Raw genomic sequence first — 22,474 nt, forward strand, 5'->3', positions numbered from 1 at the left:
AACCAGCAAAGGATCGTCATGTCGAAAGTCGAAGCCATCTGCCTCGTGGGCTGGGGCGCCATCGGACAGCGGGTGGCAGCACTTCTTAAGGCGCGGGCCGCGAACGCCCGGATTGTCGGGATCGCCGTGCGCGATCCCAGGGAAATCGAAGCGACCATGCCGGAAGGGGCGGTTCATGTTGCCGGTCCAGAAGCGCTGACGGCGACCGGCGCGACGTTGGTCGTCGAGGCGGCGAGCCGCGAAAGCGTCCAGCCCTTCGCCCGGGCGGCATTGGCGGCGGGCATGGATTTCGCGGTGTCCTCGACCTCGGCCCTGGTGGATGCCACCGTGCTCGACGAACTCGTGGAACTTGCGCGGCGGAACGGTTGCAAGCTTATCATACCGCCGGGCGCGCTCGGCGGCATCGATGCGCTCTCGGCGGCCTCACGGTTGGGTCTGGACAGCGTGGAGCACATCATCACCAAGCCCGCGAGGGCCTGGTTTGGGACGCCCGCCGAAGAGTGCTGTCGCCTAGGCGAACTTCAGGAAGCGGAAGCTTTCTTTGCAGGATCGGCCGCTGAGGCGGCGACGGCCTTTCCGCAAAATGCCAATGTGGCGGCGACCATCTCCCTTGCCGGCATCGGTATGGAACATACGCGTGTGCAGCTCGTCGCCGATCCCAAAGCAGTGGAAAACACGCACAGCATTATCGCCCGCGGCGCCTTCGGCACACTCGAAATCCGCCTTCAGAACCGCCCGCTCGCAACCAATCCGAAATCCTCGGAGATGACGGCACTGAACCTCGTTCGCCTGATCGAGAACAGGACAAGCGCGCTTGTCCTTTAGTCGGTAGCTGCCGCTCGACTGCTCGGCCATTGCCGTTCCGGGCAGATCTTTGTCCCGCCGGCAACCGCATGCGCCGCTTTATCCGTTGGCTCTATCGAAACCACCTTTGGCATCGTCGGTGAAAGGCATCACGCGTGCGGTGGTGCTTGAACGCCCAGACGTTGCGGGGGCAGTCGCTCCGACGCGGGTTTTCACGCTCTTCCTAGCAAGCCGTCGGCCGATCCAGGAGAGGTAGGAGGTGGTTTTTCCTGCTGTCAACGGGGGATAAGCGGGACAGAATCGCATTGCGCGAAAGCTACGCGATACAGTGATGCGCGCCAATGTGCCTGCTGCCGAACGAAGGCTGGATCAACTTCTTGCCCGCCAGGCTCGTCTCGAAGGAGAGCGAGATGGTCACCGCGAAGTTCGAACCCCGGCAAAACGTCTAGAACGCGGGTTGATGCCGCAGAGGAAGTAGCGATGGCCGGCGAGCGACGTAAGCCTGCGAGTGGCTCGATGCCTGTCTTTGTGAAGCCCGTTCCGGGAACAAGAGCGAGGCGCAGCCGTTCTACGGTCAGACCTGCGTCATCGAGCCCGCACATGGAGCAACAGATCTGACAGTGGCATCAGCGCAATCGCGCCCCTACCCGAATGGACGCAGCGCGCTGCAGCACATTGCCACACCCACAGTGAAAACACGCCCGTTTCTCGCACGATCTTCGGGCAAGGTCCGCTTGCGAGACGAATGCGTTGCGATAGAGTTGCTCTGCGATTCGTCGCCTGGAGGAAAGATGCGTCAGCAGACAAAGCCGTATATCGTTGAGATCAAGCAGTCCCGAAAGCTTAAACCCAACGGCGAAAAACTATCGATCTGGGGGAAACTGGATTTGAGTGTTGCCGAGGAGCACGTGGCATCCGAGAACCCAGTAGAGGCACCGGCCGCCATCGAAAGCGGCGACCGGCTCTAGCGCGCGATCGGCGCAAACCCTCAAAGAGCCATCTCAATTCCGTCGTGTCCGGTTGCAGTTCATGAAGAGAGGCGGTCGCGCGCTCTTCTGGAGCGGCCGCATGGATGATTGCCCGCTTGTCGTCGTCCAGCGCCTTACGCCAGAATTGAAGACAGGAAGTGTGAGCGGCCACGGTTCGCGTTCGGGCGCTATAGCAAGGTCGGCGCCTTCCGCCGAGCCGATAACAGGCGCGTTTTTGCGGCGCTTAATGGTATCGAAAGCTTCTGGCTGTATCGAAGCCCTATGCTTGGGGGTGGGTTTCGAAGTCGTGCTTTGGCAGTATTTCTGCTTTTGTTGATGCTGACGCACCTGGGCGTTGGATCGACCCACGCTGGTGATTCCAGCAACATTCGCAATTCCTGCTGGGCATCCGGCCGCATCTCAGAGAACGTGATCACCATAGCTTTGGCAGCCGAGCGGTGGTCCTGTGATGACCGGAAATTCTCGATTGATTCCGAGCGAGTACTGCTTCGCTTCGATCTCAGGCCGGGCGAGAGCCCTCCTCGATACTTTCTCTCCAGGCGGAGCGCACTTGAGGCGGTGCATCTCCTTGCAATCGACCAGGACGGCGCGGTGCGGCAAGCCTCCGTTTCTGCAGCAGCGTTGCCCAGCTCAATGGCCGGTGGGTATTTCAAGGCTCCCCTGCCTGTAGTGACAGATGCGACGCGGCAAGTCGTCGTCGCAATCGATTTGCCCAGCCATCGGATGACACTGGAGCGAGCATATCTTGCACCAGTGGATGTCGCAGTCGATAGCATCGACGATATGCAACTCCTGACGTTCGTCGCAGGCCTAGCTGGCATGCTCGCCATGCTTCTGATCTTCAATGCGGCGTTCTATCGGATCCTGCGCGAACCTTTTGTTCTCTGGCACTCGGCTTTGACGCTGTCGTTGCTGATGACCATTATGACCTCATCAAGTTTGTCAGTCGTATTTTTCGACCCGCCGGCCATGACTTTGAGCTGGATGACCACCTTGCTCTTCGGGATGACGGTCGCATCAGGAGCGATGTTTACGTACAGCTTCATCGAACCTGGACTGATGCATCCTGCACTACGGCGTCTGCTACCCTATTGTGCGGCATCGGCATTGTTCCTGAGTGCGTTTCACGCGGCATTCCCGTTCGTTGCGCGGCCAATACAATCGACCGCGTACACGGCTGCGTTTGCACCGATCCTCATCATTTTCATACTGTCGATGATCGACGCATTGCGCCGCGGGAGTCGTGCGGCAAAATTTCAGGCAGTCGGATACACGCCAATGATCGCGGTCGGCTTGATCCGTCTGGTGACGGGCGTCGTACCCTGGTTCGACAGCATCGACGCCACGCTCGCGTTTTATGCTGGCTGTCTATTCGAAGCCCTCTTCACCACGCTCGGCGTAGCTGATCGCTTCGTGACCATGAAGCGGGAGCGAGATCGCGCACGCATCGAAGCCGATCTGCTTGAACGGCTTTCCGAAACGGACCCATTGACGGGATTGCTCAATCGTCGAGCTATTGAGGGACAGTTCGCGCAGCTTCGAGCTGATGGCTTTGCAACACTGGCGGTCATTGACCTTGATCATTTCAAGTCAATCAATGACGTAAACGGACATGCCGTTGGAGATGCCGTGCTCAAAGCTGTAGCCAATGCTTTCCAGACAGGGCCGGACGTGCGGGCATACCGTCTTGGCGGTGAAGAATTTGTACTTCTCTTGCGCGGCAATGATGCCGCCACCCTGGCCGAACGCCGGCGACAGGCAATTCCGGGAATTGTCGCCAGTACCGTTCCGGGTCTCGAGCGACCTGTAACCGCCAGCATGGGAGTGGCGGATACCTTCGGCGATGAAGGTTTTGAGAAACTCTATGAACGGGCCGACAAGCTCCTCTACGAAGCAAAGAGTGCGGGCCGAAATCGAACTCGGAGCACCATCAAGGCAGAGACGGATCTGGAAATCTTTGTGAAAGAACAGGCCTTCGCCAACTAGAGCACTCACAGTGCTGAATGAACGGGGCCGAGGTTGGTTGCGGGCTTGGCCATGTCTCTTTCTTTCGGGCCGAAGTGGTTCCGGCCCAGTGCCGAACCGGCGGAAGACGGCCGCTTCAATGTTCGCGCTCGGCCGGACAAGCGGAGACGATCTACGGGCATACGAGGCAGTGCCCTGCGAAAGGCAAGCGGGTCCGCTCCGCGCGGCGACGGATGCCGGCCGCCACGCGGCGCAAATGCGGCCTTATAGCGGACGACCGACGTTTTAGATCGCAGCAAAACCGAAGGACGAGCCGTGACATTTGCGTCAGCACCGCAGAGAAGGTAGGGGTGCACCCCTATTGCAGCGATCGCGGCCGCGACCACTGCAAGATCCGAAAAACCATGCAAGGCAGACCATGAGCGACCAGAACGACGACTACGTGTACGACGATGTAACGGGTGAGTGGCGGCCAGCCTCCGAACTTGCTGCCGAGAAAGCAAGAGCCGCCGAGGTTCGCGATGCGTCAGGGACCGTCCTTGCAGATGGCGACTCAGTCGTTTTGATCAAGGATCTCAAGGTAAAGGGTGCCGGGCAAACGCTGAAGCAGGGAACGGTGATCAAGTCGATCCGGCTAACTGATAATCCTGAAGAAATCGATTGCCGCCATGAGGCGATCAAAGGTCTTGTTCTACGCACTGAGTTTGTTCGCAAACGCTAGACGTTCGAAGCGTAACAGGTGATCGGCAGTCCTGAAGCGGCGCCGACGTCTTCGGAAGCGCTCAGCTTGAGGGCCGAGGAGTTGTCGCCGCTTAGCCCAGCGGTTTGGTCGGCGTTCTCGGCCGTTGTAATGCCGACCCGCACTTCCAACGCATAGCGACAACGGAGCGCGACTAAGCGGATTGCGGCCCATGAGCTCGCAGTCGCGCTGGATGGCAGCCTGGTCCCAGGCTGCGGCCATCCGCTAGCTGCTTCTCTTGCCGCGCAACGGGAGGGCCGCCCTTTCGCCTACGGGAATACGAGGGCTGCACCATCACGGCTCGACCCTTCCGGCTCGACCCATGGCGAGTGCGTCTAGCTATGGACCGCGGCGACCAGGCGGCGGCAGGCCTCCACGAGGTTCGGTTGCTGAAGCAGGGCGCCGCCGATCAGATACATGACGTCGTTGCCGTAGGCCTCACGCATCTCGGGAACGCGCTCGAAGGTCATGCCGCCACCGGGTGCAGCGACGATCGCCTTCGGCCCCCTCATGTCGGCCGCGCAGGCCCGAGCAATCGACAGGCATTCCTCTCGCGTGAAACCGAAGCGGCCTCCGAAGTTCGGGTAGATCACCGCATCCGCGCCCATCAGGCGATGCAGCGTGCCGAAGAACGAACGGTGCGAGAAGCCGCAATCGGCAGAAACCACATTTGCGCCGGAGAAGGCCGGGTGCGAAACGATCGGCAAGCTGAAGTGGGGATCGGCCGCAAGTGTGCGCACGACATCATAGCCGGTCAATGCCGGGGCCAGCATCACGGCGCCCGCACCGGCGGCCTGCGCTTCCTTCGCCCGGTCAAGCACGGCCGAAGCCGGCCCGGTGACATTCGGCACGAAGCTTGTCCTGCTGCCGGTTTTGGCATTGGCCTCGCCGACGGCCTCGATGCAGGCCTTCAAGCGTTCACTAAAAGGCGACGTCACCTGATCGACGAGACCATGGTCGTCCTTGACGAAGTGCATGCCGCCAAGCGCGAAATCATGGGCGCGGCTCGCAAGTTCGGATGTCGAAAGCCCGACGGGCTTGATCGCCGACATCAACAGAGGGCCTTCGCCCACGCCGGCGCGGGCGCGAAGCCCGGCAATGCCGTGGCGGGGTCCTGTGCAAAGCCCAAGGATACCCGGCGAAAGACCGATATCCTCGACCTTCAGGCCGGGCTTGATGGAGCTGTTGCCGAAGATGACGTTCAAGAGCTGCAGAAAGTCGCCGCCGACATCGTCGTCGGAATAGGAGATCGAGGCGAGAAAACCCGGCCGGCCGACCGGATCCGGCTTCAGGTCTTCCAGCTTGCCGAGGATTTCATCCTCGACGTAGCCCTTGGGAACGGCGCTGCGCGGAATTTCGACGGTCTGCTCCAGAGCGATATCGAGTGCGCGCGCCTTAGCCTCGTCGGCGTCAGCGGCCTGCACGTAGTAGGTGACGGTGAAACGCGGAGCCACTAGAGCGCCTCCGCCTTCTGAGCCGAATGCACGTGGTCGATGCGGACCTCCATCAATTCGTCCTCGCCGATCTCCAGCGGCTTGCCGACCAACTCGCTGATGGCGCCAACGAGCGCGCCGGCGTCGAGGCCATACTTTTTCATGAGGTAGGGCTTCGACGCACCATGGGCGAAGGTGTCATTGAGGCCCAGCCGCTTCAGGCGGATGCCAAGACCTTCTTCGGCCAGAATTTCCGCAACGAGCGAGCCGAGGCCACCGACGATGGTGTGGTTTTCCAGCGTGACGATCCCCTTCTTGCCCCGCGCGGCCTTCAAAAGGCCTTCGCGATCGAAGGGTTTCAGGGTCGAGGCGTGCAGATGGGTGATGCCGATGCCGCGTGCCTGAAGCGGTTGGGTGGCGCGCAGTGCTTCCTCGGTGCAGATGCCTGAGGAAACGACGAGAATGTCGTCGCCCTCGGACAGAACCCGCAGCTTGTTGAACGCGAAAGGCGTGGAGAAGAGACGCGGGACCTCGCCGCGAAGCACACGTACATAGACAGGGCCATCGATGCTGTCGGCCACTTCAAGCACGGTCTCCACCTCGGTCGCATCACCGGTCTCGAGGATCGTCATGTTCGGTACAGCGCGCAGAACGGCAATGTCCTCGATCGCCTGGTGGGTGATGCCGCCGGGCGTGGTGATACCGGGCAGGAAGCCCATCAGTCGCACCTTGCGATTGGAATAGGCGATGGAGTTGATCAACTGATCATAGGGGCGGCGATAGAGGAAGACCGAGAAGGTGTGAATGAACGGCCGGTAGCCTTCCATCGCCAGCCCGCCGGCAAAGGACAACATATTCTGCTCGGCCATGCCGAGCGAGAGGAACTGCTGCGGATGCCGGTCGCGGAAGCCGTCGACCTCGCAGGACGAGGTCAGGTCGGCGGAAAGGCAGAGGACTTCGGGTCGCGCGGTCGCGAAGGTCTCGAATGCCTTGGCGTAGGGACGATTGACGATCTCGACCATGTTCAGGCCCCTTTCATAGCTTCGACGTCGACGCCGAGTTCGGCCGCAAGTGCGGCCTGCATTTCAAGCCGTTCTTCCGCGCTCTTGAAGCGAACGTAATGAAGTCGCGGGAAACGCTTTTTGAGGAACTCCATGCCCTGGTAGGGCGAGGTGTTGGCGAGGATGACCAGCGGCTTGCCGGGCTCGGCGCTTCCGGCCGCGGCCCTGAGCGCTTCCAGGTCGTGGCCGTCGACCGACCGGCAGGTGACGCCGAAGGCGCTTACCCGGGCGGCGAGATTGCCAAGGTCGAGCACCGACGACATGGCGCCGTCGCATTGCTGGCGGTTCACGTCGACGACGACGCGGATGTTGTCGATGCCGTGGTAGCTCATCGCGGAAAGGCATTCCCAGGTCTGGCCTTCCTGGAACTCGCCGTCCGACATGTAGACCCAGACCTTGCCCGGCTCCTTCTTCTGCAGCCGCGCCCAGGCGACGCCCGAGGCCATGGAGAGACCCTGCGCCAGCGAGCCCGTGGTCACTTCCATGCCGGGGCTGTGCTCGGCGCCGATCATCTCGACCGAACCGCCGTCCTTGTTGAAGTGATCGAGCGCGTGCTCGTCCATGCGCCCCATCTCGATCAGCGCCGAATAGATGACGAGCGCATAGTGGGCGGGCGAGATGAAGAAACGGTCGAACGCCGGCCCAACCGGTCCGTGATAGCCGGCGCCGGTAAAGGCGTCCGGATTGTGCGCCGAAGGAACACCGCGAAACGGCAGCGGCACCTTCGGCAACGTCGGCTCGCCGAGCGTCAGAAGCTCGTTATAGAGCAGAGCAAGGCTTTCGGCAGCCGAGCAGGCCTGGCTGAGGTAACCGCCATTGTTCTTCATGGTGTGGAAGAACACCCGCCGGCGGATGCCGAGCGCGATCTCTTCCGTTGAAACCCGGTTCGTGAGTGTCATCGTCTCAGCTCCGTTCTGGGAAAAGCGCCTTGAGGCCTTCGGGCGATGGTGTTGCGATGCCGCGCTCGGTGATCAGGCCGGTGATGAGTCGGGCGGGCGTGACGTCGAAGGCCGGATTGGCGGCAGGGCTGCCCTCCGGCGAAATGCGCACGCTGGCAATCGAGCCGTCGCTGGCGCGCCCCTGGACGAAGCTCACCTCGTCGGCGGTTCGCTCCTCGATCGGGATTTCCTTGATCCCGTCGCGGACCGTCCAGTCGATCGTCGGCGAGGGAAGGGCGACATAGAAGGGGACGCCATTGTCGCGCGCAGCTAGCGCCTTCAGATAGGTGCCGATCTTGTTGCAGACATCGCCATTGGCCGTCGTCCGGTCCGTGCCGACAATGACCATATCCACATCGCCGTGCTGCATCAGGTGCCCGCCGGCATTGTCGACGATCAGCGTGTGCGGCACACCGTGGCCGTTCATTTCCCAGGCGGTGAGATAGGCGCCCTGATTGCGCGGGCGTGTTTCGTCGACATAGACATGCACCGGAATGCCTTCCTCGACAGCCATGTAGATGGGTGCAGTCGCAGTGCCATAGTCGACGGTCGCAAGCCAGCCGGCGTTGCAATGGGTGAGGATGCGCACGGGTTCACCCGGCGCCTTCTTCGCAGCAATCTCGCGGATGACCTTCAGGCCGTTTGCGCCAATGGCGCGATTGAGTTCGACATCTTCGGCCGCGATCTCGGCGGCACGATCATAGGCCGCCTTGGCACGCCCGCCTTCCGGCAAGGGGCGCAGATGGTCGCGCATGGCGTTCAGCGCCCAGCGCAGATTGATGGCGGTCGGGCGTGTTTCGTTGAGTTCCTCCCAGACGGCGTCGAGATGGGCGTTCGACGGGTCCTTGGCCATCGCAATCGCAACACCGTAGGCGGCCGTGACGCCGATCAGCGGTGCGCCGCGCACCCACATGTCGCGGATGGCGACGGCGACATCGGCGACCGTTTTCAGCGTCACGACGCGGAACTCGTGCGGCAACCAGCGTTGGTCGATGATATCGACGGAGCGTCCGTCCTCGTTGAGCCAGATCGTATGGTAGTGGCGTTCTCCGACTTTCACGCTGATGTCTCCTTCTGAAGGCGCTCCGCGAGTGCGCGGATGTCCTTGAGGCTGTGGATATGATGCCGGTTGACGGCGAGGTGACGCCCGAGCTTCAGCGCCCTGGTTTCGCAGGCAGCACGGCGATCGGGGTCGACAATGGTTTCGAAGTCGGCGTTGTGGGCGAGCCCCAGGATGCGGCGGTGCATCTCGACGCCGGCAAAGCCCAACATCTCGCGCCAGATCTCGTCGATGACGATATCGAGCGCCTGTTCGGCACCGAACGGATCGTTGCGCGCCTCAAAGAGGCTTGCCTGGTAGAGAATGCCGTTACGCTCCGTGCGCCAGAGATGGGCGAATTCGGTGCGGAAGGTTTCCCAGATGACTTCGACCGTATCGAGCAGATAGGTGCGCATGCCATCTCGGGCACTGGGCGCGTTTTCGTGTCCGCTCTGCGAAAAATAGCTCATCCAGAAATTGGCAAGCAGCATGCCGACGTCGAAGCTGATCGGTCCGTAGAACGCGAACTCCGGGTCGATGACGCGGGTCTCGTCGTCGGTCACCATAACAGAACCGGTATGCAGATCGCCATGGCAGAGCGTTTCGGCTTTTGCCGAGAACAGATGTTTCAGCCGCTGTGCTTCGACCTTGAGGTCGCGGTCGGCGCGAAGCTCGGCCACGATCGGATCGAGCTGGGGCGTGGTGTGACGATTGAGATCGGCCTCGAAATAGGGATCGGAAAACACCAGGTTTTCGGTGATGTCGCAAAGCTCGATATTGTCGGCGAAAAGCGCAAGGTCTGTCTTCTTCTCGCGCGTGGCCATGGAGAGGTCGGAGCCGCGAAAGAGCGTGCGGGCGACGAAGAGGCCGAGGTCACGCCCGATTTTCGGCAGTTGCCGCCCGTCGATCAGCGCGCGCCTCAAAATGACGTGCGGCGTCAGGAACTCCATGACGATGAGCGCCTGGGATTCGTCGAAGAAATAGATCTCCGGCACGAGACCGGGGTCACGCGCTGCCTGGCGCTTCAGGGCATGATATTCGAAATAGGAGCGCTTCAGCGGCAGCGGCCAGCTTTCGCCGACAAGGCGCACATAGGGCAGCGCCTGCTTGACGATGGCAGCGCCCCTGTCGCCAGAGACGATGAAGACCAGATTGAGGTTGCCGTCGCCGACTTCCTTAACGCTCCAGCGCGAAAAGTCCGGCCCGATTTTTTCTTTCAGGACGGTGTTTCCGCCGAGTTTTTCCGGCAACGTCGCAGCGCTCAGCGCCTCGAAGACCTGCTTGTCCATATCGTTTTCCTCCAACGCATGGCGCGGGCCTCCACCGCTCGCAGCCATGCCGTGTGTGGTCACAACTAAGGCGGCATTCTAGCAAATGTCAATGGCCTTGACATTTGACGGAAGCCTATCCTAACCTGCCTTCATCGGGAGGAGAGAATGAGCGAACAGGCAGTGTTTCGCATTGAGGGCGTGCGCAAATCTTTCGGGCCGGTACCGGTTCTTCGAGGGGTGGATCTCGATCTCAAGGCTGGGGCGGTTACCGTTCTGATGGGCGCCAATGGCGCCGGCAAATCCACGCTCGTGCGGATCCTGAGCGGCGTTTACACGCGCGACGCCGGCACGATCACGCTCGCCGGCATGCCCTTCGAGCCGACGGCCCCGGCCGAGGCGATCCGCGCCGGCGTTGTCACCGTGCATCAGAACATCAATGACGGGGTGGTCGCCGATCTCGACGTCGCCACCAATCTAACGCTCGACCGCTTGAACGGGCGCGGTGCGCGGCTGTTCTTCAACCCGCGTCGGGTGCGCCGAGAGGCCGCCGCGGTCGCCTCGCGCATGGGGCTTGCGATCGATCTTGCCGCCAATATCAACGACCTGACGCTTGCCGACCGGCAGATGGTGGCGATCGCCCGTGCCATGGCGCATGAGCCGAAGGTGCTGATCCTCGACGAGCCGACATCGTCGCTGTCGAGCGCGGAGGCCGACCGGCTTTTCGATCTCGTCGACCGGCTGAAGGCGCGCGGCGTCGCCATTCTCTATATCTCCCACCGCATGTCGGACATCCGGCGGCTGGCCGACAGCATCGTGGCGCTGCGTGATGGCCGCATCAGTGGCCGCTTCGAAGGGCCGGAACTGGACTATGAGGGTGCGGTCAACGCCATGCTCGGTCGCAAGGTCTTGGCTGGCGCCGTTGATCTGCGCGACGGCGGCGCTCCGGTCTTTGCGGTCAGCGGCCTGAAGTTGTCGGAACAGGCGCGCCCCTTCGATTTTACGCTCCGTGACGGGGAAATCGTCGCCGTCACCGGGCTCGTCGGCGTCGGCAAGACCGCGCTTGCCGAAACTCTGTTTGGCGCGCGCGCTCCGTTTGCCGGTGAGATGACGCTCGACGGCGCGCGTTACGCGCCGGCAAGCACCGGAAGGGCTATCGCCCGCGGCGTCTTCCTCGTCGCCAAGGACCGCGCCGAAAGCGGCATCGTGCCCGACTTCAACATCTACGAAAATATCAGCCTGCCGTTCCTGAGCCGGCTCTCGCGCTTCGGCATATCGAGCCGGCGGGCGGAAAAGACCAAGGCACGCCAGCAGATCGCCGCCCTCGGTGTCGTCTGCCGCAGCGAGCGCGACGAGTTGCAGACGCTTTCGGGCGGGAACCAGCAGAAGGTGATGGTCGGGCGCTGGCTTTCCGAGCCGTCGCGCCTGCTCATCCTCGACGAACCGTTCCAGGGCGTCGACATCGCCGCACGCCGCGACATCGGCGAGAAGCTGCGCGCCTCGGCCGCGGGCCGCGCCACGATCCTCTTCGTGACCGAACTCGACGAAGCCTTCGAAGTCGCCGACCGCATCCTCGTGATGTCGGAACAGACCATCGTCGGCGAGCACCGCAATGCCGACATCGATGTCGAGCGGCTCCTGTCGGAAATCGCCGGTCAATTCTATCAACAGGTCCATGCGTCATGAGCAGTGAACAGAGCAATTCCGCAGCACCGGTTGCGGTCCCTTCGAGCGCATCGGGAATTCGCGAGGCGGCCATCAAATACGGCTTCCTCCTGCTTCTCGCCGGGATGGTCCTCTATTTCTCGCTCGTGACCGGCGGCTTCGCCTCACCGCAGAGTGCGGTCTTCATCCTGCAGTCGGTGTCGATTACCGGCATCCTGGCGCTGGGCGTGACGGCCACGCTTGTCGTCGGCGGCTTCGATCTTTCGATCGGCTCGGTCGCGACGACGGCGATGATGGCCTCGTCCTATGTGATGGTGGTGATGGGCGGCGACGCACTGACGGCGACGCTCGTGTGCCTTGCCATCGGCGTCCTGGTCGGTTTCGTCAACGGCGTCATTATCGTCTACATGCGCGTGCCTGATCTGCTGGCGACACTCGGCATGATGTTCCTCTTGCTCGGCCTCCAGCGCATCCCGACGGAGGGTCGGTCGATTGCCACAGGCATGACGCTTCCCGACGGCTCGGTCGCCGGCGGCACTTTCAGCCCGGCCTTCCTGGCACTCGGCCGCCACCGCTTCGATTTCGTCCTGCCCAACCTCGTGCCGGTTTCGGTCGTGGTGCTGATCGTGCTGGCGATCGTCATCTGGTTCTTCCTCGAATACACCCGCTTCGGCCGCATGATGTATGCCGTCGGCTCCAACGAGCGGGCAGCCGGCCTCGCCGGTGCGCCGGTCAATGCCTACAAGATTTCGGCCTATATCATTTCCGGCGTCTTCGCCTCGATCGGCGGCATCCTGCTTGCCGCCCGTCTTGGTCGCGGAGACATCGCGTCGGGCAACAACCTGCTGCTCGATGCGGTTGCCGCAGCGCTCATCGGTTTTGCCGTGCTCGGCGCCGCCAAGCCGAATGCTTTCGGCACGGCGATCGGCGCGCTCTTCGTCGGCATCCTGCTGCAGGGCCTGACGATGATGAACGCGCCCTATTACACCCAGGATTTCATCAAGGGCGCGGTGCTCGTCGCTGCCCTGATCTTCACCTTTGCGCTCTCGAAAAGAGGCAAACGCTGAAGGGGTGCCCTTCAGCGGAAAACAAAAAGTTCACCAGTGGAGGAGACTGACATGAACATGACTCGCAGAAGCCTGGGCCGCTTGACGCTTGGGTTGATGGGGGCAGCCGCCTTCGGCGTGCCGTCCTTTGCAGCCGACATGCCAAAGCCGTTCGATAAGGCCGGCGATGTCAAGATCGCGCTTGTGCGCTACCTTTCGACCGGCGACTTCTTCCAGTCCTATCTCGCAGGCGTCGAGGCGCAGTCCAAGGCGCTCGGCGTGCAGCTTCAGGTCTTCGACAGCCGCCAGGATGCAGCGCTCCAGGCCGACATGGTCGACCAGGCGATCGCGCTTGGCGTGCAGGGCATCATCATCCAGCACGGCCTGACCGAATCGATGAAGGAAGCTGCCCAGCGCGCGGTTGACGCCGGCATCAAGGTCGTCGCCTTCGACGTAAACGTCGAGAACGAGAAGATCCCGCAGATCGAGCAGTCCGATCGCGACCTCGCCCGCCTCGCGCTCGAGCAGGCCGTCAAGGACAATGGCGAAAGCTTCAAGGCAGGCTACGTCTATGTCGCCGGCATCGCGCCGCTCGACCGCCGCGACGAGACCTGGAAGGAATTCAAGGCGAAGTATTCCGGCATCGAGGAAGCCGCACAATTCGGAACGATGGACAACCCGATCGCCAACTCGGTAGCCAACCAGGCCCGCGCGGTGATTTCGGCCAAGCCCGACATCACCGTGATGTTCGCGCCCTATGACGAGTTCGCCAAGGGCGTGAAGATCGCCGTCGACGAAGCGGGCCTGTCTTCCAGCGTCAAGATCTACTCGGCCGACATTTCGACGTCCGACATCGCCGCCATGCGCGAAACGGGCTCGGCCTGGACGGCGACGGCCGCCACCAACCCCGCCGTCGTCGGCCAGGTCTCGGTCCGCTCGCTCGCCATGCTGCTTGCCGGCGAAGACCCGGGCCGCCAGGTGGTCGTACCGCCGACGCTGATCACCCAGAAGGACCTGAACGATCAGGACATCAAGAACATGGAAGAGCTCGGCGTGAAGCTGCCGCAGTTCGCCCATGCAGATGTTGCCATGCCCGCATGGATGCCGAAGCCTTAATCTCCCAAGGCGAAACGAAAGGGGCGGTCGATCAGACCGCCCCTTTTTTTGTCCTGGTTACTCTAATTCGCTTTCCGCCTTTGGCGGCACCCAGGCTTCGATCGCCGTCTCGGGATAGATCTGCACGGAGCCCGGCTCGAAATGGCTTTCGATCGCGTAGCCGAGGCTGGTCAGGTCTGTGCGATACCAGCCGACGATCTTGCCGCGCCATGAGGCGCGGCCTTTCTTGGCGGCATAGTCACCCATTTGAAACGCGGCATCTGCGGGCCATCGATCGACCATTTCGTCTCCATCCGAACAACTCTGGCGGGAGACTGCAGTGTGGCACGTTTTTACGCTTAGACGGAAGCGCTCAGCGCATCGCCGCTGCGATATTGCCGCCATCCACAGTCGTCACATCCGCGGTGGTTCGTTCTGCGAGCGCGTGGTGCACGAAGGCGCGCGCTACGTCCTCGGCCGTCACTTCGAGACCGAGCAGGTTTCCGCCCATGTAGTCCTTGACCGAAAGGCCGCGGGCGGCTGCACGATTGGCGATCATCTCGTCATTGAGCAGGCCCGAGCGGATGCGATCGGCGTTGACGGCATTGACGCGGATATGGTCGGCACCATGCTCAAGCGCATATTGCCGCGACAGAAACAGCGTCGCCGCTTTCGGCAATCCGTAGGCGCCGAACTTCGCGCCCGGGTTGACTGCCTGCTTGGAGGCGTTGAAGAGCAGCACGCCGCCGGTCTTTTGTTCCTTCATGATGCGCACGGCATTCTGCGCGACCGTCTGATGCGCGAAGAAATTCAGCTCGAAGCTACGGCGCAGCAGGGCGTCGTCCATCGTCGCAATCGGGCTTTCCCAGGCGGCGCCCGCATTGGAGACGACGACATCGACGCCGCCGAAGGTCGCGACCACCCGGTCGAAGGCGGCGCGCACCGAAGCGGGATCCGTGATGTCGCAGGCGATGCCAATCGAGTTGTTGCCGGCCGCCTTTGCCACGACCGCAGCCTTGTCGCCGTCGAGATCGAGCACGACGGCATGCGCGCCCTCGGCGACGAAAGCCTTGACGATGGCAGCGCCGATGGCGCCGGCGCCGCCGGTGACGAGCGCGACCTGGCCGGTAAACGGCTTCGGCTTGGCGCCTGCGAGTTTCGCCTGTTCCAGCGACCAGTATTCGAGATCGAAGAGATCCGGCCGGCTGACCGGCTCGAAGCGGCCAACGGATTCTGCGTCGCGCGCAGCCTCGATCCACATCTCGCCGACGTCGACGGCGATCATCGCGTCCTTGTAGGTGCGGCCATGGCCGAACATGCCGAGCCCGGGCACCAGCGTCAGGCGCGGCATGGGATCGAGCATGATGCGCTTGACGTCGTCTCGTGCGTCGTTGCTGTGGAAATACCCGGTGTAGTCGGCGGCAAAGGCGGTGACCCGCGCGTCGATCACGGCCCGGTAGCCCAAGAGATCATCTTTAGCCGGCGCCGGAAGCACCATCGGGCCGGTCTTGATGCGGATGGAAAGATCGGGCGTCGAAACGCCCCTGGCTGCCATCTCCTCAACCTGCTGCGCATTGACGAAGTCGAGGATATCGGGCGAGGTGCGGAACACACTGACCATGCGGTCAAAACGGCCTTCGCCCTTGTCGACGGCAACGGCGCCGCGCAGCATTGGCGCGATATCGGCAGGGCTTGCAAGCACTGCGGGCAGGGCGGCGGGCGTAAACGGATTGTGCCCCTTCGCTTTCACATGCTCTTCGGCAAGCGTGACATAGTGGATCATCCGATCATAGGCTTCCTTCGCCGTGTCGGCGAAGGTGAAGATTCCGTGCTTGTCGAGGATCAGCCCCTCGACTGTCGGATCCTGATCGAACACGTCCGCCGCAGCCTTCGCCAGCGCGAAGCCCGGCATGATGTAGGGCACGAAGCCCATCTTCCTGCCGAAAAGCTCGGCGCACATCTCCCGGCTCTTGGCCTGATCGGCGATGGCAAGAATGGCGGTCGAATGGGTGTGGTCGACGAACTTGTGTGGCAGGAAGGCGTGCAGCAGCGCCTCCACGGACGGGTTCGGCGAGGCCGGGTCGATGAGGTTGGCGCGCAACAGCGTCACCATGTCCTCGTCCGAAAGCCTTTCGAGCTTGCGGCTCTTGAGCAGGGGGGCGATCTTGACGGCTGGCAGGCCAGCGGGCTCGATCGTGCCCATGTCCCAGCCACTGCCCTTGACGCAGAGCACGGCATGCGTGTCCCCGACGAGGTCTGTGATTTCGGTTTTCACCGAGGTGTTGCCGCCGCCATGCAGCACGAGCCGCGGCTCGCCGCCAAGCAGTCGCGTCGTATAGGTCCGCAGCGCCAGATCGCGGCCAGTGCCCTTGGCCTGATAGCCCGCAACGACCTTCTCCGCCTCGTCGTCGCGCCAGAGATTATCCATAAGTTCAGCCTCCCGATAAACCGGCCCGGCCGGTATCGGCGGACCCAAATTCGAGGCTCAGGGGGCGCCTGAGCCGCTTCTGCCAAGCCCTTCGCGGTTCCAGCGATCGAGGACTTTGCGTGCCATCGACTCGGTGATGACGAGATGCGAGGCGAAGCCGCCCTTCAAGGCCGCCATCAGCGGTTCGAACTTGCTGTCCTCCTGCACGACCAGCATGCGCTTCTTGATCGTGCGGATGGAGCCGAGATCGGCCGAAATGCAGCGGCGATTGTGCTCGCAATCCATCCATTGGCCGTCGCGATCGATGAGCTGTCCGGCAATGACGCCGGCCGCGCCCTTTTCGCCCATCGCATGCATGTCTGCAGCCGAGAGCGCGCCGCATTTGACGAGGTGGCTGTCATCCTCGATGCCGCCGACCGAATAGAGCGCCAGACCGCAGTCGGAGATGGTCGCGAGCTGCTCCTTGATGACGGGTTCGCCGCGCAGTTCTTCGGCGAGCCGCTCGGAGGAAAGCACGAGCGGCGCATAAAAATTAATCCCTTCGGCATTGAGGCGGCGGGCGATTTCCGTCGTGCATTGATCCGGGCGGTAGGAATAGGGCGCGCCGAGGTTGCCGCAAAGTTGCACGACCGTGACGCCGCGCAGGTCCGCAAAGGGCATGACGTCGGCGATATGATAGACGGTGCGGCCCCAGGCAACACCGATCCGGTCGCCCTTGTTGATCAGTTCGAGAAAAACGGAGGCCGCAACGACGGGCATTTCGGCGGCCGGGTCCATCGCCTGCCGATCTTCCGGCACGAGCCATGCAGTCGTAAGCCCGGTGGCGTCTTCGAGCTCGCGGGCAAGCACGTCCTGCGAAAACAGTTCTGTCGACGTGGTGATCGTGACGATGCCCATCTCGCGGGCCTTGCGCAGATACATGGCGATCGAGGCGCGGGATATCTCCAGCCGCTGCGCCACTTCGTCCTGGCGCAGGCCGTGCGTATAATAGAGCCAGGCGGCCTTGTGAATGATCTGGTCTGTGGCTCGGATGGGCATTGGCGGAACCTTCGCAAGATGGATCTGACATATTTCATCTATACTGACAAAAGTCAACGTCGTTGACGAATGTCGCCACCTCGCGCGCACTGCAGAAGCTGAACCTCTATTTGAGTGATGGTCTTTACGGCGTCGCTTCTCGCCGCGAACGCGCTTGCAGCCCACAGCCGGTTGCAAACGGAATCCATATGTGAACATACTATTCATATAAGGATCCGAATGGAGATCGAGCGGCATTGCCCTCGGGAACCGTCGAACGGACCCGCAGTTGCCGACCTATTGCATCAGGGACTGACCAATGGATGATTTCATGCCCACTGTCGGGGTGTCCTCGACCCATCCCGGGGACATGCCGGAGGAGCACGCCGCGCTTCCCGTGTGGAACGCGGAAAACTGGTTCTATGAGGACTGGCCAGTCGGCCAGCGTATAAGGTCATTGCGTCGCACGATCGCCGAGAGCGACAGCCACCTCTTCAATACGCTCGTCGTCGACATCCATCCTTACGTGCAGGATCAGATGTTTGCCGAGCGCGAGGGCATCTTCGGCAGGCGTCTCGTTGCCGGCGCCTTCGTCTTTTCCGCAGGCCTCGGGCTGGTCGCCACCAACTGCGTCAACGCCTTTTCCTACGGTTATGACAAGCTGCGCTTCATCAAGCCGGTCTTCATTGGCGAAACGATCTACACGATCCGTACCAACATGGACAAAACGCCCCGCTACAGGGAGCTCGGGCTTATCCGGGCCAGCTACCAGGTCTTCAAGGGCGAGGGGGAGCTGGTGCTCTACTGTGAGCACCTGCAGACCGTGAAATACAAAAACCCCGCCGACTTCGTCGGCAAGACCGAGAAGTAAGATACCGATGACCGAAACCAACGAACTGCCGCTCTCTGGCCTTGTCGTCGTCGACATGAGCCAGTTTCTCTCAGGCCCCTACTGCTCCTTGCGCCTCATGGATCTCGGGGCGCGCGTCATCAAGATCGAGCGCCCCGACGGTGGCGACCTGTCGCGCCGGCTTTATCTGAGCGACACCGAGATCGGCGGCGATTCGACGATCTTTCATGCCATCAACCGCGCCAAGGAAAGCCTCGCGATCGACCTCAAGAACGAGGCGGATCTTAAAGCCTTGCAGACGTTGCTCGCCAAGGCCGACGTGCTGATCCAGAATTTCCGTCCCGGCGTCATCCAGCGGCTCGGGCTCGACTACGAGGCGGTCAAGGCGATCAACCCGAAGATCGTTTATGCCTCGATCAGCGGCTATGGCGAGGAAGGCCCCTGGGTGAAGCGGCCGGGGCAGGATCTGCTCGCGCAATCGCGCTCCGGCGTCATGTGGCTGAACGGCGATGAGGGCCAAGGGCCGGTGCCCTTTGGTCTGGCGATCGGCGACATGCTTGCGGGCGCCGCAGCAGCGCAAGGTATCCTTGCAGCCCTCGTCCGTCGCGGCATTTCCGGCAAGGGCAGCCTGATCGAGACGAGCCTGCTCGAGGCCCTCGTCGACTTCCAGTTCGAAGTCCTGACGACGCACTTGAATGACGGCCGCCGGCTGCCGACCCGGTCGGGTTTTCGCAGCGCCCATGCCTATCTGTCGGCGCCCTATGGGGTCTATCCGGCCAAGGACGGCTATCTCGCCATCGCCATGACGCCCATCCCGAAGCTTGCCGATCTCTTGCAAATGCCACAACTCGACGCCTATCGCGACGATCCGGCTTCCTGGTTCTCCGAACGGGACGAAATCAAGGCGCTGATCGCCAAGCGGATCGCCGAAAACACCATCGACCATTGGCTTGGCGTGCTTGAGCCTGCGGACATCTGGTGCGCCCGGGTTCTAAACTGGAACGAACTGCTCGAAAGCGAAGGCTTCCGCGTGCTCGACATGCTGCAGACGGTGGTGCGCGAAGACGACGTTTCGATCCTGACGACGCGTTCGCCGCTCAGGGTCAACGGTAAGCGTGCGCAGGTGGACCGCGCAGCACCACGCATCGGCGAGCATAGCACCTCGATCCGAGAGGAGTTCGGCCTGTGAGCGTCACATTGAAGGGCATGACCTGGAGCCACCCGCGCGGCTACGATCCGATGATCGCCTGTTCGCGGCTTTGGCAGGAACGCACCGGCATAACGGTAGAATGGGACAAGCGCTCGCTACAGGATTTTGAGACCTATCCGGTCGAGGAATTGGCGCGGGCCTATGATCTTATCGTCATCGATCATCCGCATGTCGGCCAAATCACCAAGGAGAAGTGCCTGGCGCCGCTCGATGTGGAAGGCCGCCAAGCCGAGAGGAAGGCGCTTGAGGATGCGAGCGTCGGGCGCTCCTATCCGAGCTATACCTGGCAGGGCCGGCAATGGGCCTTTCCGATCGATGCGGCGACCCAGGTCCAGGCGTGGCGCCCGGACCTGACGGACCGCATGGAAAGCTGGACCGACATGCTGGCGCTCGCGCGACAGGCAAGGGTGGCGCTGCCGATGCGCCCACCGCATTCCCTGATGAGCTTCTACACGCTCGCCGGCAATCTCGGTTCCCCCTGCCGCAGTGACGCTACCGGGCCGCTGATCGATCCGGATGCGGGCATCAACGCCTTCGAGCGCCTGCGTGAACTGACAGACCTGATCGATCCCTCCTGCTTTTCCATGGACCCGATCGCCGTGCTGGAGGCAATGAGCGATCCGGCGTCGAAAGTTGTCTGTGCACCTCTGATCTACGGCTATGTCAGCTACGCGATGCCGGGCTTCCGGCCGTCGCTCGTGACGTTCGGCGATGTTCCGGTTGCCGGAACCAATGGTCCGGCAGGCTCGGCCCTCGGCGGAACGGGGATTGCGGTCTCGGCTTTCTCACAGGCGCGGGAAGCGGCGATCGATTTCGCCTATTTCGTTGCGAGCGGCGCCGTCCAGCGCGGTCCTTATGCCTCAGGAGGCGGGCAGCCCGGCCACGCGGCCGCCTGGGATGACGACGCCGTCAATGCCGCGACATCCGATTTCTATCGTGCGACGCGCAAGACGCTGGAGAGCGCCTGGGTTCGCCCACGGCACGATGGCTACATGGCGTTCCAGCAGGCGGCATCCGATCGCATCAACGACGGCCTCACGGGCAAAGAGGCGGCGCGAAAGGTCGTCGACGATCTCAATCGGCTGTTTGCAGAGAGTTTTGCTACAGCCTGATTTCTGAGTTCCGGGATGCCCAGGCGTCCCGGAACGGATTTAGGGCAGGGCTTGCTAGGCGAGATTCCAGATCCGGCGCGCGTTGTCGGCAAGCAGCTTGCGCTTTTCCTCCGCGCTGCAGCCTTCCAGAAGCGCGTGGGTGGCGCCGACCCAGGTCGAAAGATTGCCGCCGAGCGTGCAGACCGGCCAATCGCTTCCCCAGACCACCCGATCCCAACCAAAGACGTCGATCGTGTGCTCGACATAGGGGCGCAGCGTCTCGACCTGCCAGGCCTCGTCTGCATAGGCGACGACGCCGGAGATTTTTGCCGTGACGTTCGCACGCTGGGCGATCTCGCTCATGTGCTCGCGCCAGGGATGGTCGGCGCCGGCGCGAATGTCGGGCACGCCGCAATGGTCGAGAATAAACGGAACGTCGGGCGCCAGATCGGCAAGCGCAATCGCCTTTTCGATCTGGTGCGGCAGGACGCAGAGGTCGAAGGTGAAGCGACGGCCGCCGAGCCGGCGGATATTGTCGCGAAAAGTCGCTCCTTCGGAGAGATCATCCGGCATCACATGCAGCACGCGGCGGAAGCCCTTGACGAGGCCGTTTGCTTCCTGGCGTTCCAGATAGGCCGAAAAGCCATCCTCTTCAGGTCGGCAGGCGGCAATAGCGCCCTTCAGCAGGCTATCCGCCTGGCCTGCGAGCCGCGCGACCTCGGATGTCTCCTTCTCCATCTCTAAAGGATCGACATCGACCTCCATGTGCAGGCTGGCCGTAATGCCGAGCCGCCGCGCTTCGCGCTCGTAGGTGGCGTAGAGAAAGTCCTGGTTGAGGGCAGGCACACCGGCGAGCCAGGGATAGGCGAGCCTCGACCTGTCGATGAGGTGAAGATGGGTGTCGATGATCAAGGCGCGCCTCCTCCGAACGGCTTCTCACATAAGAATGATCTATTCAGATAAGAAGTACGACCGTTCCCAAGTGCCGTCAATCTGTTGTGGAGGCCACGTCCGAACCGGCCAACGTCGACAGTTGCTCGGCGGTTTTCAGCAAAAGGGCGATGCTTTCAGTGATGTCTGGCGCCGAGGGCGCGTTGACGAGCGCGATATAGGGAACGGTCAGCGCCGCGATGCCGCGGCCATCAGGCCCCAGGATCGGCGCCGAGAGGTTATAGACGCCGGCTGTCTGCGCGCTCGCCATCATTTCATAGCCGCGCTCGCGGATCTGATCGAGGCGCGCGTAGAACTCAGGCCCGCGCGGGACCTCGTCTTTGCTCCTGGCATGTTCCGCGATCATCATTTCGCGCTCTTCGGCCGAGCGGAAGGCAAGCAGGATATGGCCGGAACCCGTGTCGAAGAGGCTGATATGCGACCCGACCCGGATCGAAATGCCCCAATAATCAGGCGCTTCCTGCTGGGCGATGACGACGGCGGAGCCGCGATCGAAGACGGCGAGGTGGTTTGCCTGCTTCGAGCGCTGGGCCAGATCCCGCATCAAGGGCGTGGCGTAGGAGGCAAGCCTGCGGACCGGCGCATGCAGTTGCGACAACCCGAAGAGCTTCAATGTCAGCGAATAGCGATCTCCGTCGATGCGCGTGACATAGCCGCGCCGCACCAGCCGATCGAGCATGCGGTAGAACTCGTTCGGACTCCGGTTCAGGCGCTTGGAAATCTCGGCCTGCGTCAGTCCGCCGTCGACGCTGGCGAGCAGCTCGAGAATGTCGAGCCCCTTATCAAGGGCCGGTGCGCGGTAGCGATCTGACTCTTCGGTGTCCATGAAGCCTCCTTGGTGAATATTCATATCCATATACGCAGACGAAGGCGCCCACAAAGGAA

At 62.3% G+C, this 22,474-nt stretch carries 20 protein-coding genes; 10 read left to right on the top strand and 10 right to left on the bottom strand.

Annotated elements, in window-relative coordinates; all coding sequences use genetic code 11:
- The first annotated feature begins 18 nt into the window (after window positions 1-18).
- The 4 genes from ASE71_RS29060 (at window position 19) to ASE71_RS29070 (ending at window position 4,479) form a co-directional block, all read left to right on the top strand.
- Window positions 19-825: an aspartate dehydrogenase gene (locus ASE71_RS29060; protein ID WP_060517961.1), complete on the top strand. Its 807-nt coding sequence runs from the start codon at window positions 19-21 to the stop codon at window positions 823-825.
- A gap of 770 nt (window positions 826-1,595) precedes the next feature.
- Window positions 1,596-1,772 carry a hypothetical protein gene (locus ASE71_RS36580; protein ID WP_164475047.1) on the top strand — a complete coding sequence of 59 codons (177 nt, stop codon included), beginning with the start codon at window positions 1,596-1,598 and terminating at the stop codon, window positions 1,770-1,772.
- A 312-nt stretch (window positions 1,773-2,084) separates the two neighbouring features.
- On the top strand, window positions 2,085-3,779 hold the full coding sequence (locus tag ASE71_RS29065; RefSeq protein ID WP_244496841.1) for a diguanylate cyclase: 1,695 nt from the start codon (window positions 2,085-2,087) through the stop codon (window positions 3,777-3,779).
- A gap of 397 nt (window positions 3,780-4,176) precedes the next feature.
- Window positions 4,177-4,479 carry an alkylphosphonate utilization protein gene (locus tag ASE71_RS29070; RefSeq protein ID WP_034796466.1) on the top strand — a complete coding sequence of 101 codons (303 nt, stop codon included), beginning with the start codon at window positions 4,177-4,179 and terminating at the stop codon, window positions 4,477-4,479.
- Window positions 4,480-4,832: 353 nt separating this feature from the next.
- Here ASE71_RS29070 and ASE71_RS29075 read toward each other — a convergent pair whose 3' ends face one another.
- From ASE71_RS29075 to mtnK, 5 genes are read right to left on the bottom strand one after another with little or no spacing between them, the layout of a single operon-like run.
- Window positions 4,833-5,951, bottom strand: coding sequence for a RuBisCO large subunit C-terminal-like domain-containing protein (locus ASE71_RS29075; protein WP_060517957.1), 1,119 nt, complete (start codon window positions 5,949-5,951; stop codon window positions 4,833-4,835).
- Entirely contained in the window at window positions 5,951-6,952 is a 1,002-nt protein-coding gene (locus ASE71_RS29080; RefSeq protein ID WP_060517949.1) for a transketolase family protein, read from the bottom strand. Before ASE71_RS29080 ends, ASE71_RS29075 begins: the two co-directional genes overlap by 1 nt.
- Window positions 6,953-6,954: 2 nt before the next feature.
- Entirely contained in the window at window positions 6,955-7,890 is a 936-nt protein-coding gene (locus ASE71_RS29085; protein ID WP_060517947.1) for a transketolase, read from the bottom strand.
- 4 nt (window positions 7,891-7,894) lie between these two features.
- Entirely contained in the window at window positions 7,895-8,989 is a 1,095-nt protein-coding gene (mtnA, locus tag ASE71_RS29090; RefSeq protein WP_034796457.1) for an S-methyl-5-thioribose-1-phosphate isomerase, read from the bottom strand.
- Entirely contained in the window at window positions 8,986-10,257 is a 1,272-nt protein-coding gene (gene mtnK, locus ASE71_RS29095; RefSeq protein ID WP_060517945.1) for an S-methyl-5-thioribose kinase, read from the bottom strand. The genes mtnA and mtnK overlap by 4 nt, the downstream gene beginning before the upstream one ends.
- A 147-nt stretch (window positions 10,258-10,404) precedes the next feature.
- Here mtnK and ASE71_RS29100 point away from each other — a divergent pair, with 147 nt between their 5' ends.
- From ASE71_RS29100 to ASE71_RS29110, 3 genes are read left to right on the top strand one after another with little or no spacing between them, the layout of a single operon-like run.
- Window positions 10,405-11,922 carry a sugar ABC transporter ATP-binding protein gene (locus tag ASE71_RS29100; RefSeq protein WP_060517943.1) on the top strand — a complete coding sequence of 506 codons (1,518 nt, stop codon included), beginning with the start codon at window positions 10,405-10,407 and terminating at the stop codon, window positions 11,920-11,922.
- Window positions 11,919-12,968, top strand: a complete 1,050-nt coding sequence (locus ASE71_RS29105; protein ID WP_060517941.1) for an ABC transporter permease — start codon at window positions 11,919-11,921, stop codon at window positions 12,966-12,968. Before ASE71_RS29100 ends, ASE71_RS29105 begins: the two co-directional genes overlap by 4 nt.
- Window positions 12,969-13,019: 51 nt before the next feature.
- A complete protein-coding gene (locus tag ASE71_RS29110) occupies window positions 13,020-14,063 on the top strand; it encodes a substrate-binding domain-containing protein (RefSeq protein ID WP_060517939.1) in 1,044 nt (347 codons plus the stop codon).
- A 57-nt stretch (window positions 14,064-14,120) separates the two neighbouring features.
- Here the strand turns inward: ASE71_RS29110 and ASE71_RS29115 are convergent, their stop codons facing one another.
- The 3 genes from ASE71_RS29115 to ASE71_RS29125 all read right to left on the bottom strand — a co-directional run bounded on the left by ASE71_RS29115 (window position 14,121) and on the right by ASE71_RS29125 (window position 17,508).
- Complete coding sequence (locus ASE71_RS29115; RefSeq protein ID WP_034796449.1) at window positions 14,121-14,345, bottom strand: hypothetical protein; 225 nt, start codon at window positions 14,343-14,345, stop codon at window positions 14,121-14,123.
- Between the two features lie 70 nt (window positions 14,346-14,415).
- On the bottom strand, window positions 14,416-16,470 hold the full coding sequence (locus tag ASE71_RS29120) for a bifunctional aldolase/short-chain dehydrogenase (protein ID WP_060517937.1): 2,055 nt from the start codon (window positions 16,468-16,470) through the stop codon (window positions 14,416-14,418).
- 57 nt (window positions 16,471-16,527) lie between these two features.
- The gene (locus ASE71_RS29125; RefSeq protein WP_034796445.1) at window positions 16,528-17,508 is read right to left on the bottom strand and encodes a sugar-binding transcriptional regulator; all 981 of its coding nucleotides are present in this window, start codon (window positions 17,506-17,508) and stop codon (window positions 16,528-16,530) included.
- A gap of 298 nt (window positions 17,509-17,806) precedes the next feature.
- Here ASE71_RS29125 and ASE71_RS29130 point away from each other — a divergent pair, with 298 nt between their 5' ends.
- Genes ASE71_RS29130 through ASE71_RS29140 form a run of 3 tightly spaced genes read left to right on the top strand, consistent with a single transcriptional unit; the run spans window position 17,807 to window position 20,659 of the window.
- Window positions 17,807-18,358: a MaoC family dehydratase gene (locus tag ASE71_RS29130; protein WP_060517935.1), complete on the top strand. Its 552-nt coding sequence runs from the start codon at window positions 17,807-17,809 to the stop codon at window positions 18,356-18,358.
- A gap of 7 nt (window positions 18,359-18,365) precedes the next feature.
- Window positions 18,366-19,526 (top strand): CaiB/BaiF CoA transferase family protein, encoded by a 1,161-nt coding sequence (locus ASE71_RS29135; RefSeq protein WP_060517933.1) that lies wholly within the window; start codon window positions 18,366-18,368, stop codon window positions 19,524-19,526.
- Entirely contained in the window at window positions 19,523-20,659 is a 1,137-nt protein-coding gene (locus ASE71_RS29140) for an extracellular solute-binding protein (RefSeq protein WP_113080539.1), read from the top strand. The genes ASE71_RS29135 and ASE71_RS29140 overlap by 4 nt, the downstream gene beginning before the upstream one ends.
- 54 nt (window positions 20,660-20,713) lie before the next feature.
- Here ASE71_RS29140 and ASE71_RS29145 read toward each other — a convergent pair whose 3' ends face one another.
- Both ASE71_RS29145 and ASE71_RS29150 read right to left on the bottom strand, forming a co-directional pair.
- Window positions 20,714-21,550 carry an amidohydrolase family protein gene (locus tag ASE71_RS29145; protein WP_060517930.1) on the bottom strand — a complete coding sequence of 279 codons (837 nt, stop codon included), beginning with the start codon at window positions 21,548-21,550 and terminating at the stop codon, window positions 20,714-20,716.
- Window positions 21,551-21,626: 76 nt separating this feature from the next.
- Window positions 21,627-22,415, bottom strand: a complete 789-nt coding sequence (locus ASE71_RS29150; protein ID WP_034796531.1) for an IclR family transcriptional regulator — start codon at window positions 22,413-22,415, stop codon at window positions 21,627-21,629.
- Window positions 22,416-22,474 lie beyond the last annotated feature (59 nt).

It is taken from the genome of Ensifer sp. Root954 (genome assembly GCF_001429005.1).
Classification (GTDB): Bacteria; Pseudomonadota; Alphaproteobacteria; order Rhizobiales; family Rhizobiaceae; genus Ensifer; species Ensifer adhaerens.

What these genes read in the sequence shown, in the direction of transcription:
- ASE71_RS29060 (WP_060517961.1), top strand. Translation starts at nt 19, where the DNA reads ATGTCGAAAGTCGAAGCCATCTGCCTCGTGGGCTGGGGCGCCATCGGA.
- ASE71_RS36580 (WP_164475047.1), top strand. Translation starts at nt 1,596, where the DNA reads ATGCGTCAGCAGACAAAGCCGTATATCGTTGAGATCAAGCAGTCCCGA.
- ASE71_RS29070 (WP_034796466.1), top strand. Translation starts at nt 4,177, where the DNA reads ATGAGCGACCAGAACGACGACTACGTGTACGACGATGTAACGGGTGAG.
- ASE71_RS29080 (WP_060517949.1), bottom strand. Translation starts at nt 6,952, where the DNA reads ATGGTCGAGATCGTCAATCGTCCCTACGCCAAGGCATTCGAGACCTTC.
- ASE71_RS29085 (WP_060517947.1), bottom strand. Translation starts at nt 7,890, where the DNA reads ATGACACTCACGAACCGGGTTTCAACGGAAGAGATCGCGCTCGGCATC.
- mtnK (WP_060517945.1), bottom strand. Translation starts at nt 10,257, where the DNA reads ATGGACAAGCAGGTCTTCGAGGCGCTGAGCGCTGCGACGTTGCCGGAA.
- ASE71_RS29100 (WP_060517943.1), top strand. Translation starts at nt 10,405, where the DNA reads ATGAGCGAACAGGCAGTGTTTCGCATTGAGGGCGTGCGCAAATCTTTC.
- ASE71_RS29105 (WP_060517941.1), top strand. Translation starts at nt 11,919, where the DNA reads ATGAGCAGTGAACAGAGCAATTCCGCAGCACCGGTTGCGGTCCCTTCG.
- ASE71_RS29110 (WP_060517939.1), top strand. Translation starts at nt 13,020, where the DNA reads ATGAACATGACTCGCAGAAGCCTGGGCCGCTTGACGCTTGGGTTGATG.
- ASE71_RS29115 (WP_034796449.1), bottom strand. Translation starts at nt 14,345, where the DNA reads ATGGTCGATCGATGGCCCGCAGATGCCGCGTTTCAAATGGGTGACTAT.
- ASE71_RS29120 (WP_060517937.1), bottom strand. Translation starts at nt 16,470, where the DNA reads ATGGATAATCTCTGGCGCGACGACGAGGCGGAGAAGGTCGTTGCGGGC.
- ASE71_RS29125 (WP_034796445.1), bottom strand. Translation starts at nt 17,508, where the DNA reads ATGCCCATCCGAGCCACAGACCAGATCATTCACAAGGCCGCCTGGCTC.
- ASE71_RS29130 (WP_060517935.1), top strand. Translation starts at nt 17,807, where the DNA reads ATGGATGATTTCATGCCCACTGTCGGGGTGTCCTCGACCCATCCCGGG.
- ASE71_RS29135 (WP_060517933.1), top strand. Translation starts at nt 18,366, where the DNA reads ATGACCGAAACCAACGAACTGCCGCTCTCTGGCCTTGTCGTCGTCGAC.
- ASE71_RS29150 (WP_034796531.1), bottom strand. Translation starts at nt 22,415, where the DNA reads ATGGACACCGAAGAGTCAGATCGCTACCGCGCACCGGCCCTTGATAAG.